Source organism: Calothrix sp. CBUCES-K 9914 (assembly GCF_059640475.1).
In genome coordinates this window covers 1-10,144 of sequence record NZ_JBXXZH010000298.1, presented here as the reverse complement: position 1 = coordinate 10,144, position 10,144 = coordinate 1, and the positions used below count along the sequence as shown (strand labels likewise).

At 39.6% G+C, this 10,144-nt stretch carries 9 protein-coding genes and 1 pseudogene; 4 read left to right on the top strand and 6 right to left on the bottom strand.

All coding sequences use genetic code 11. The features are described 5' to 3' along the window. Positions 1-117: 117 nt before the first annotated feature. Both AC2JBO_RS38640 and fabD read left to right on the top strand, forming a co-directional pair. On the top strand, positions 118-1,110 hold the full coding sequence (locus AC2JBO_RS38640) for a beta-ketoacyl-ACP synthase 3 (protein WP_496958934.1): 993 nt from the start codon (positions 118-120) through the stop codon (positions 1,108-1,110). Between the two features lie 116 nt (positions 1,111-1,226). Then, positions 1,227-2,099 (top strand): ACP S-malonyltransferase, encoded by an 873-nt coding sequence (gene fabD, locus AC2JBO_RS38635; protein ID WP_496958933.1) that lies wholly within the window; start codon positions 1,227-1,229, stop codon positions 2,097-2,099. A 284-nt stretch (positions 2,100-2,383) separates the two neighbouring features. Here fabD and AC2JBO_RS38630 read toward each other — a convergent pair whose 3' ends face one another. Together AC2JBO_RS38630 and menA are read right to left on the bottom strand one after the other, a co-directional pair. Then, a complete protein-coding gene (locus AC2JBO_RS38630; protein ID WP_496958932.1) occupies positions 2,384-3,295 on the bottom strand; it encodes an o-succinylbenzoate synthase in 912 nt (303 codons plus the stop codon). A 12-nt stretch (positions 3,296-3,307) separates the two neighbouring features. Then, positions 3,308-4,207, bottom strand: coding sequence for a 2-carboxy-1,4-naphthoquinone phytyltransferase (gene menA / locus AC2JBO_RS38625; RefSeq protein WP_496958931.1), 900 nt, complete (start codon positions 4,205-4,207; stop codon positions 3,308-3,310). A 319-nt stretch (positions 4,208-4,526) separates the two neighbouring features. Here menA and AC2JBO_RS38620 point away from each other — a divergent pair, with 319 nt between their 5' ends. After that, positions 4,527-5,993, top strand: coding sequence for an isochorismate synthase (locus AC2JBO_RS38620; RefSeq protein ID WP_496958930.1), 1,467 nt, complete (start codon positions 4,527-4,529; stop codon positions 5,991-5,993). Positions 5,994-6,016: 23 nt separating this feature from the next. Here AC2JBO_RS38620 and AC2JBO_RS38615 read toward each other — a convergent pair whose 3' ends face one another. The 3 genes and pseudogenes from AC2JBO_RS38615 to AC2JBO_RS38605 form a co-directional block, all read right to left on the bottom strand. Beyond that, positions 6,017-6,193 carry a hypothetical protein gene (locus tag AC2JBO_RS38615; RefSeq protein WP_496958929.1) on the bottom strand — a complete coding sequence of 59 codons (177 nt, stop codon included), beginning with the start codon at positions 6,191-6,193 and terminating at the stop codon, positions 6,017-6,019. Between the two features lie 486 nt (positions 6,194-6,679). Next, positions 6,680-8,989, bottom strand: coding sequence for a bifunctional serine/threonine-protein kinase/ABC transporter substrate-binding protein (locus AC2JBO_RS38610; protein ID WP_496958935.1), 2,310 nt, complete (start codon positions 8,987-8,989; stop codon positions 6,680-6,682). Between the two features lie 33 nt (positions 8,990-9,022). Further along, a pseudogene (locus AC2JBO_RS38605) lies at positions 9,023-9,100 on the bottom strand (hypothetical protein); the annotation flags it as partial. 295 nt (positions 9,101-9,395) lie between these two features. Between AC2JBO_RS38605 and AC2JBO_RS38600 the strand changes: the two are divergent. After that, positions 9,396-9,656, top strand: coding sequence for a MoaD/ThiS family protein (locus AC2JBO_RS38600; RefSeq protein WP_496958928.1), 261 nt, complete (start codon positions 9,396-9,398; stop codon positions 9,654-9,656). 59 nt (positions 9,657-9,715) lie between these two features. Here AC2JBO_RS38600 and AC2JBO_RS38595 read toward each other — a convergent pair. Beyond that, the coding region (locus AC2JBO_RS38595) for an OmpA family protein (protein WP_496958927.1) at positions 9,716-10,144 on the bottom strand (429 nt) is incomplete at its 5' end.

Sequence of the window (10,144 nt, the reverse complement as noted above, 5' to 3'; positions counted from 1 at the left end):
AGCACTTTCTACTCAGCACTCAGCACTTTCTACTCAGCACTTTCTACTCAGCACTCAGCACTCTAGATTTAGCACTTTTAACTCAGAACTATTTTTATACTTCGTGGGAGAGTAGGAGTGCAAAATACGGGAATAGCAATTACTGGAAGCGGTTCCGCAGTGCCGACTGCTTGCCTTGAAAATCATGCATTGACTACACTTGTTGATACTTCCGACGAGTGGATAACTACACGAACGGGTATTAAAAAGCGACGAATAGCTGATGCGAATGATTCTTTGAGTAATCTTGCGGCTGTTGCTAGCCTGAAGGCAATTGCAATGGCTGGAATTACCGCACAAGAAATCGATTTAATATTACTCGCGACTTCTACACAAGATGATTTGTATGGGAGTGCTTGTAAAGTTCAAGCAGCTTTGGGTGCAACAAGCGCTGTTGCATTTGACTTGACTGCTGCATGTTCTGGTTTTGTTTTTGGGCTGGTGACAGCATCTCAATACATCCGCACAGGAGTTTTTCAAAACGTACTTGTAATTGGAGCTGATATTCATTCACGTTGGGTAAATTGGGAAGACCGCACGACTTGCGTGCTTTTTGGTGATGGTGCTGGTGCAGTCGTTATGCAAGCAAATTCAACTGACAATTTGCTTGGGTTTGAATTAAAAAGTGATGGCAGTCAAAATCATTACCTGAATCTTGCTTACACTGCTCAAAGTCAAGAACTAACTAAAGGAATTAACGTTGGAAAAGGTAGCTATCAACAAGTTACTATGAATGGCAAAGAGGTTTATCGTTTTGCCGCTCAAAAAGTTCCAGAAGTTATAGACAAGGCTTTATTTCGTGCCAATATAACCGTTGATAATATCGATTGGCTAGTTTTACATCAAGCGAATCAACGTATCCTTGATGCTGTTGCACAGCGTTTAGGAATACCAGACCATAAAGTTATCAGTAATCTTGCCAATTATGGCAATACTTCCGCCGCTTCTATTCCCCTAGCACTCGATGAAGCTGTTCGGGCGGGTAAAATCAAGCATAATCATATTATTGCTACCTCCGGGTTTGGCGCCGGCTTATCTTGGGGAGCAGCTATTTTTCGATGGGGAAAATAATCTAATGAAAGGATTTTGGATTTTGGATTTTGGATTAATTAATTCAGTAAATCTAAAATTTCTCAATCTAAAATCTAAAACCTAGTAATCTAAAATCGCGCAATCTAAAATCTGAAATGACTAAAACTGCATGGGTGTTTCCCGGACAAGGTTCTCAAGCTGTAGGAATGGGGAGCGATCTACTAGACTTGCCTGTAGCTAAAGAAAAATTTACCCAAGCTGAAGAAATTTTGGGGTGGTCTGTCATTGATGTCTGTCAAGACGAAGAGAAACTCGCTAGTACTCTCTACACTCAACCGTGTTTATACGTAATAGAAAGTGTTTTATCTGACTTATTGAGTGAGAAACAAAAGCCTGATTTAGTAGCAGGACACAGCTTAGGAGAGTATATAGCTCTGTACACTGCGGGTGTGTTAGAATGGTCTGAGGGATTACGCCTAGTCAAGCGACGCGCGGAACTGATGCAGAGTGCATCTGGTGGCATGATGGCAGCGTTGATGAACTTCGATAGGCAACAGCTTTCTCAAGTAATTTCCGAAACTCCAGATGTTGTTTTGGCAAACGATAATAGTCCTGCACAAGTTGTGATTTCTGGCACACCCGACGGAGTGCAAACAGTAATGTCAAAGGTAAAAGCCAAACGGGCAATTCCTTTAAATGTTTCTGGCGCCTTTCATTCTCACTTAATGGAAGCAGCATCGGCTGAATACAAAGAAGTTTTGGAGGCAGTAGAATTCCAAACTGCTACTGTTCCAGTATTATCTAACGTCGAACCAACCCCATCAACTTCAGCAAGCGAGTTAAAACAGCGGTTATTAAAACAGATGACTGGTAGCGTTCGCTGGCGAGAAATTGTTACCTCCCTACCAGAACAAGGTATTAATCACGTTATAGAAATAGGCCCCGGTAATGTTCTAACAGGTTTAATCAAGCGTACTTGCTCCGATTTAACTTTACAAAATATTCGTGCCGCCGCCGAATTACCGTAGGGTGCGTGACGCTATTAACAATTCACAAACGAAGCTAGTATCTGGTAGCGTCACGCACCGAAACAAGGCTCAGTAAGGTGGAATGGTGCTATTTCACGCATTTTGAGGCGCCAATAAATTGGGGTAGGGTGGCTTTCAAGCTATTACTATCAATCAATAAGCACGCAAAATACAGTGCTTTCACGCACCATAAACATCGTTAAGTAAGTGCCATTCCTCAGTAAGGTGTGTGACACCACGCTTACTCGCGCTTCGTTTTACAATTTTTGGTAGCGTCACACACCCTACTCTTGAAACCAATGGTTGACACCAAAACCCACTGCTCGATTATTAATTGACAATTCATTCGCTAGCTGTAACGCAGCATGTCTACCAATATCTGTTTCAAACACAGATGAGAATACTGTGTCTATTTGATACTCATGACAAAATTTACGCAGTTGACTTGGTGAACCAATAATCCCTGGTTTAATTACAAAAACCTGGCGCCATCCGTCTAAATAACAGCTTTGAAGATTTTGGAGTGTTGCAACTGACTCGTCAAGAGCAAGTTTCGTATTATAGCTGTGGCTAAGTTGTAACATTTCTTCAAATTGCTTTACTGGCAGCGGTTGTTCGATAAATTCAATGTTTACACCTGTCGCTAAATTGTCACAAGTTTCTAACCAGAGTTTTGCTTCGTCAACGCTAAGTCCTGCATTTGCGTCTAAACGAAGTTGAGTTGTTTGTGGTAATTTTTTTACAAGTAAGTTAAATATTGTTAATTCTTCAGCAATGGGGTTTACAGCTATTTTCCATTTAAAAGTCTGATACCCTTGTTCGTATAAAGGTTGCCAAGTTGATAAGGCACTTTCCCCCGCTGGTAGTAAAGCACTGAATTTGACGCTCGGTATTGACTGTTGCTTGGTTTGCATTGCCATCTCAAACCCAAACTGACATGCCGGCAATGTATCAGGTATAGAAGAAATTGTCTTATCGCTCAGGAGTTTTGGTAGAGAAAGGCAAAATTCTAATGCTTGCTCTAAGGTTTCTGTACCAAACCAGGGAATAGGAGCTATTTCACCCCACCCTACGTTACCGTTGTCATGATGGAGTGAAATAATTATACCTTCACGAATTTCCCATACACCGTGGTTGGTTTGAACAGGACGAACGAACCGTCTTTTATAAGGACGAAAATCAAATTGATATTCCACTTGATATTTCACTTAGGCAATTAAAAATCCCAGTCCAAACAACAAACAGCACCAAAAATGTACTGCGACTGCGATAAATTTACAGTTACTGACTTTTTCTGGTTTATCATGATTTTCCTGCACATGACGGCATAGTTTAACTGCAAACGGTAAACTTACCCAACTCAGTAAAGTCCAAGCAGGGAAAAAGCCTAAAATCACAAAGAGTATTGTCAGCGTATAAATACTTATGGTACAAATTGTTAAGACTTGGGCGCCTCGAAAAGTGCCAAGTCGAACAATTGGGGAAAGTTTTCCAGCTAAAGCATCATCTTTAACTTGGTGAAAGTGCGAGCAAAGCAAAATCAAGCTTGTGGCAATTCCAACTATGACTGAAGCGACTAAGCCAGAAGTTGACCACGTTTGAGTTTGACTGTAGTACGCTGCTTCACACGCTAATGGACCAAACGCGAAAAAGCAGAGAATCTCGCCTAACCCTTTATATCCCAAGCGGAAAGGAGGTCCCTGGTAAATGTAACCTATACCGCAACATAGTAAAATAATTCCTACCACTGTTGGGTCTTGCTGTCTCCAGGCAATTGTAAATATTCCTAACAATCCTAGCGCCAAACATAAGTTTCCTAACCAAAAAACTAGTGATTTGTTTCCGGTTAAGTTCACAAGTGAGTGATGTTTGTTCTCATCAATTCCTGTTTCGGAATCAAATACATCATTACTCAAATTTTCCCAGGCCAATATTAGTATTGCGGCGCCTACAAAAGTAGAAAAAATAGTACTATCAAGATGCTGCGTTTGTGCATAAGCAACAGTTGTACCAACCCAAATGGGCATTATCGCAACGCTGTACATCGGTGGCTTAATCGCAGCCATCCACAATTTGTTATTAGGATATAAAATCTGTTTTGTAGTCATTTTTTTACAATTAGTAAACTGCAGAATAATGCTCTAAGTTATGCCGTCAAGTTTTATGGTTAGGAAATTCTGGTTACAATACCATACCCACCATCTGTATCACCGCGCGCTACCACCTGACAACATTGCTTTTGATAGCGTGCAGGTAACAGCACTGCATGAGTTGCATGGCAGCAGATCGACTCACTGCAAGCACAGTTAATCAGAGCGCTCACTAGCTAGCAAATGAGCAACGCTTTGTGTTACCTGTAGAAATACCACCACAATTCATGACTCTTTAGGAAGATAACTTCAAAAAAATTTACTTTTCTTTAAATCCATGACAGTTTCTCCATGTCGCTCTGAGTTTCTTGTATATAATCAGGAAATATACCAATTCCTAGATGCTGTTCGGTCGAAGTGTGCCCGAAATAACAGCACTAAAATCGCAAGTGTTTCACTTAAGATTGATTTGGTTGACCCTTTACTCGTTCTAGCAAAATTAGCACCCGCTAATCAATTAACTTTTTATTGGGAAAATAAAGCGTCAGGTGAATCAATTGTTGCAATTGATGCTGTCGCACACTTGGAAATCACTGGTGAAGAAAGATTTAGTAAAGCTCAAGAATTTATCCAAGAAAGTTTAGGTAATCTTATATGTTACGAACAAGAGAATGTTATAAATAATATTATCCAACCACATTTTTTTTGTAGCTTTAGTTTTTTTGAACACAATTTACAACAGCCAGATTATCCTTTCGCTTCTGGAACCGTTTTCTTGCCAAGGTGGCAAGTAACCGTTAAAAACAAGCGCTGTCAAGTTATGGCAAATCTAGCAATTGATTCCAGTACTAATGTACGGATGATTATGCACGCATTGTGGACAAAAATTGAAATAATTCAATCACTAGCATATTACTCAGCAAATTATCCAGCTTCTTTAAAGCATTCGGCTGGTAAATTTAACCAAGTTTCGGCAGGTTGTAAATTGCTGGCAAATCCAGAAAAATTTAAAGCGTCTGTAGCTTCTGCACTTTCTGCGATTCAAGATGCTCATTTTAGTAAAATAGTTTTGGCTTCTGCACTAGATATATATTCAAGAAAAGCCTTTAATCTATACAAGTCATTAAATAACTTGCGACAGCTTCATCCTAACTGTTATACATTTTGCACGAGTAATGGTAGGGGGCAAAATTTTATTGGCGCCAGTCCTGAACGTTTGATTAATGTTCATAATTTGACTTTAGTAACAGATGCGTTAGCAGGAAGCGCACCACGCGGCAAAACACCAGAAGAAGACGCAAAAAACGCGAATTTTTTGCTCAACAGCCAAAAGGAGCGGCACGAGCATTCATTGGTAATTAATTTTATTACGCAACAATTGTTAAAGCTAGGATTATTACCACAACTTGTCAACCCTCAAGGGGCGCCACGTTTGCGACAGTTATCAAATATTCAACACTTATGGACACCAATTCAGGCTATTGTGCCTAAAAATGTACATCCTTTACAAATTGTAGCCCATCTCCACCCCACACCAGCAGTTGCCGGTGAGTCGCGCGATAGTGCAATGAAAGCAATTCGACGCTATGAAAGTTTTGAAAGAGGTTTGTATGCGGCGCCTTTAGGTTGGGTAGATGCTAGCGGCAACTGCGAATTTATTGTTGGAATTCGTTCGGCGTTGATCAACGGCAACCGCGCACGGTTGTATGCTGGCGCCGGTATTGTAGCTGGTTCTGACCCAGACAAAGAACTAGCAGAAATTCAACTCAAATTTCAAGCTTTGCTTAAAGCTTTAGAATCTTAAAATTAGACCGAACAATCGAATATCTAATCATCAGTGGACTGCGTTGTTGGCTCGACCACAATATCAATAGGTGCAGGTTGGTCAATCGGACTTGCCGCCATTATTGAGTCGAGTACCAAATCGTATGGGTAACAGCTATCGTCTCCAGCGTCAGCTTCCCAAGTTACGTTTATCTGTTGAGAGTAGTTTAAAAAATTCACAACTTAGCATCCTTTCGTTTTTATACATGAATCTCATACGGAGTATTTATAAGACATCAGGAAATATCCTTGATGTTCCTTATACTGGTACATCAATCTATTACTCCGTAAAAGTAACTAGTAATCTTTTTGATAAGATGGGAATACATCTAAATTCTTTTTCAATACTCCCATATGACGTTACACTCATCAATTGTATTGAGTGAATGTAACGGAAATAAAAAATATTGCTAGAAGTTTTGTTACACAGATGCTAGCTTGTTATACAGATGACGACAACATTAAATAGTTAACCTTAAAACAAACGTCACAAATTTTACGTGTTTTTTAAATTAGTTCAAAGTTTTGTACTGCCAATTTGGCAAATTATCGGCAAATTACATATACTTGCCAACTTGGCAGCATAAGTAATTATATTTAATTTATGATTGTAGAGATGATTGTAAAGAAAATTCATAAACTAGGTATTTACGTAAATAGTTATTTTTAAATCTTGATAAATTCTAATTTTCCGGTAGTTGTATTACGATGGATTGTCACCATATGAACGCTTTGCTGTTTGCGGTTTCCGTTCGTGTTGAAACTTATTTCTCCAGTGGCGCCGATTGTTTTAAAGTTGGGGTTAGCGATAGAGTTACTTATATGGAGACGCATCGAACTGCGATTAGATGTGGGTATTTGCTCAAAAGCAGCAATTAATACTTTGGTAGCATCGTAAGTAAGGGCAGTGTGCCAGGTAATGCGTTGTTTTTTCCAAAGAGCAATAGCCTGTGTATTGAAATCAGATGCATTAGTTGGGTCTATATTTTGTGGATACCAAGGGAGTGCTATGGCGCTACCCATCTTGTTTTGAGCGAGTTTTCTGATAATTTTGTCACTATCAAGGCTATCTCCTCCCACTACTAAATAGTCGAACTGGTTGGCATATTCAATGACTTGTACCGCAGCATCGGAGGTTAAACCGTCAGTAGTGGGAAAAAGTACAATTGCGTCGGCGTCTTTTTCTTTGACTTGCGCGAGGCCAGATTCGATATTATCTGATAAGGGAATTTCCGCAACGACTTTGCCACCTAGTTTACTAACACGACTGCGTAATTCTTCGAGCAGGGAATTACTATAATTACTGTTGGGGTTATAAAATACTGCCGCGCGCTTTTTGTTTACTTGTTTTAAATAATTCGCTAAAACATCACCTGTAACACTATTGCTCGAAACAACTCGAAAAAAACAATTTGGAAAAGTCGATGGACAAGTGTTTGAGAGTTCAACGGAGGTAGCAGTTGATGAAACTAGTAAAAGTTCAGCTTTTTGATAAGCTGGAAGTGCCGTCAAAGTAGTGTCACTGCGAAAATGACCCAGAACTGCGACAACATCATCTAGCTCTCCTAACGCCTGGGCAATTTTCACTGCTACATCGGGTCTATTATTATCAGTAGCGATTAAAATATATAAACCGATTTTTTGATTTTGATGTTTTTGATTAAACTCGCTTTGCGCTTGTGCGACACCCCGCAGCATTTCTCGACTCGAATTTATGGTATCATTATTGCTATCACTAATTGGAGCTACGATGGCGATAGTAAAGGTTTTGTAGTTGTTGGTAAGACTGAATGCTTTTAGACGTGCGTTATTTAAATATATTAAGGTTTCTGGGTCTTTCCTAGTCTGTAAAGATTTCTCTAGTAGGTTAACAGACTCCTGGTATCGACCCGCTGCAAATGCTTTGACTCCATCTTGTTTGTCTTGGTCTTTATCTACAGACATCATTATTTCTTCGCCGCAACTCATTTTATCGTTCATAACGAATCGCCGCAGCCAGATTTTTTCACACCCATTTACACCTGTAGCATACCAATAACCACTAGTTGCTGCGACCAAACTAAAAACAGTAGCGTAGATAATTTTTTTATAGCTGTTTTTATATCTGTACAAAGAAATTGGTGTTTTACGATTTAAATCATTAATAATTTGCCGCGCGTTTTTTGGTCGGTTTTCCCAGTCATGCTCCATCATGCTGTCGAGCAAATTACACACCATCGAAACGCGAAATTTAGGTATAAAATCTAAGCGCGAAGTTCTAATTGCTGGTAAGTTCTGGCGCCAGTTGAAGTGACTAGATTTTTGGAAGTTCGGGAAGTCACATGGATGCACACCTGTTAACAAATGTACAAAAGTGCGTCCCAAAGCAAAAAAATCTGACTGCTGAAAAGCTTGACCGTTCAAATATTGTTCGGGTGGTGCATATCCGACAGAACCAATACATGTTCCGCCAACTGACGTTTCCTGTTCTTGAAAAAATGTCTCAGCTAAGTCGCGAACGGCGCCGAAATCAATTAATACTAACTGCCCATTGGGTCTGAGCATAATATTAGCTGGTTTGATATCACGGTGGAAGAAACCATGTGCATGAACTTGCTCTAAAATTAAAACTAGCTGTTTCAACCACTCCCGCGCTAATTCAAAATCAATCGGTTGATTATCTCTATCTTGAAGCCACTGCTGTAAATTTACACCGTCGATTTTTTCCATAATCAGACAATGTAATGGTTCACCACCGCTTTGAAATTCAATTTGTAAGTAGGAATTTTGCTCAACAAAAGGAATACCGGGATGCTGAAGTCGCCCTAATACTTCAAACTCACGCTTGAATAATTTAATAACTTTTTCTTTTTTGTCACTAGACCAATCTAAACGTGATAAATTTAAAACCTTAACAACTTTGGCATCTTGTTTATTCAATTGTGATTCAAGCTCAAACGTCCTGGCAAATCCTCCTGTTCCCATAAGTCGAGTCACTCTGTATTGTCCCTGTAGTAAAAGTTTTTCACCACAATGTATACAAACTATGCCATGCTTATTAATTGGGTCGGTAGGATAAGGACATTTGGGATTGAGGCAATAACTCATATATCATATAAAATAAAATGAAATGAATAAAATTTAAGTAGTCAATATATAATTAATAACAGTTCGGGCTTCCTACAAGAATATTTGTTCACTTTAAATAACTATACTTAAAGAAAATAGTCAGCAAAATACGTGCGTGATATATCCTTATTATATATTTTACCTATAACTTTTCATGTATGATATTTAAAGCGATACTTTTGGGAATCTGCTCCCGATTCGCGCTTTCGGTTATTAAAACTCGACTATATCTATAGTAAATAAGTTTCAAGAAGCGTTATTTCTAGACTGCAATATGTCAAATTCCTTTGTCTCAATAACTGTCAAGCTATTTGCTGCATATCAAGAAGCATACGGAGTTTCAGAACTAAAGCTAGAGTTTCCGATAGGAACACCAGTCAAGGCAGTATGCGAACATCTTATCAGCGAACGCCCTGAATTAGCCAAATGGGAGAATGTCACCCGTTATGGTATAAACTTATTATTTGTCGAACCTGATACTCCCCTCAAAAACGGTGATGAAGTCGTGCTTGTACCTCCCGTTAGTGGTGGATAATGATTATCGTCCCGTAGGATAGGCGTCTCGCCTGTCCTACTCAAAAAACGCAAATGTTGTTATCCCTCAACTTGTAGGTCGTCGTTTTGAGGTTCTAAAATAATTTCAACTCCTCTGATATCAAAGAATAAGACTTCGACGCGACGGTTGAAAGCGTGTTCTATTTTGTTTCGACCTGGAGTCTTTAGTTGACGTTCTCCAAATGAACGAATGGTCATACGTTCAGGAGCAATACCTTTTTTGATTAGGTAATTTCTGGCATTTATCGCGCGTCTTTTTGCGAGGTCTTGATTATATGCATCGGATGCGCGCGCGTCGGTGTGTCCCTGTAGTTCGATGACTATTGTGGGGTATTGCTGCATGACTGCGGCTATTTTATCGAGAACTTGACCACTTGCAGAGCTAATAAAGTCTTTATCTAATGCGTAGTGGATGTTATTTGGAACTTTTAGACGGATGGGTGGTGGGGGTACGGGAGGTGTTGGGGG

Coding starts and splice junctions, on each gene's coding strand:
- fabD (WP_496958933.1), top strand. CDS start 1,227: ATGACTAAAACTGCATGGGTGTTTCCCGGACAAGGTTCTCAAGCTGTA.
- menA (WP_496958931.1), bottom strand. CDS start 4,207: ATGACTACAAAACAGATTTTATATCCTAATAACAAATTGTGGATGGCT.
- AC2JBO_RS38620 (WP_496958930.1), top strand. CDS start 4,527: ATGACAGTTTCTCCATGTCGCTCTGAGTTTCTTGTATATAATCAGGAA.
- AC2JBO_RS38600 (WP_496958928.1), top strand. CDS start 9,396: ATGTCAAATTCCTTTGTCTCAATAACTGTCAAGCTATTTGCTGCATAT.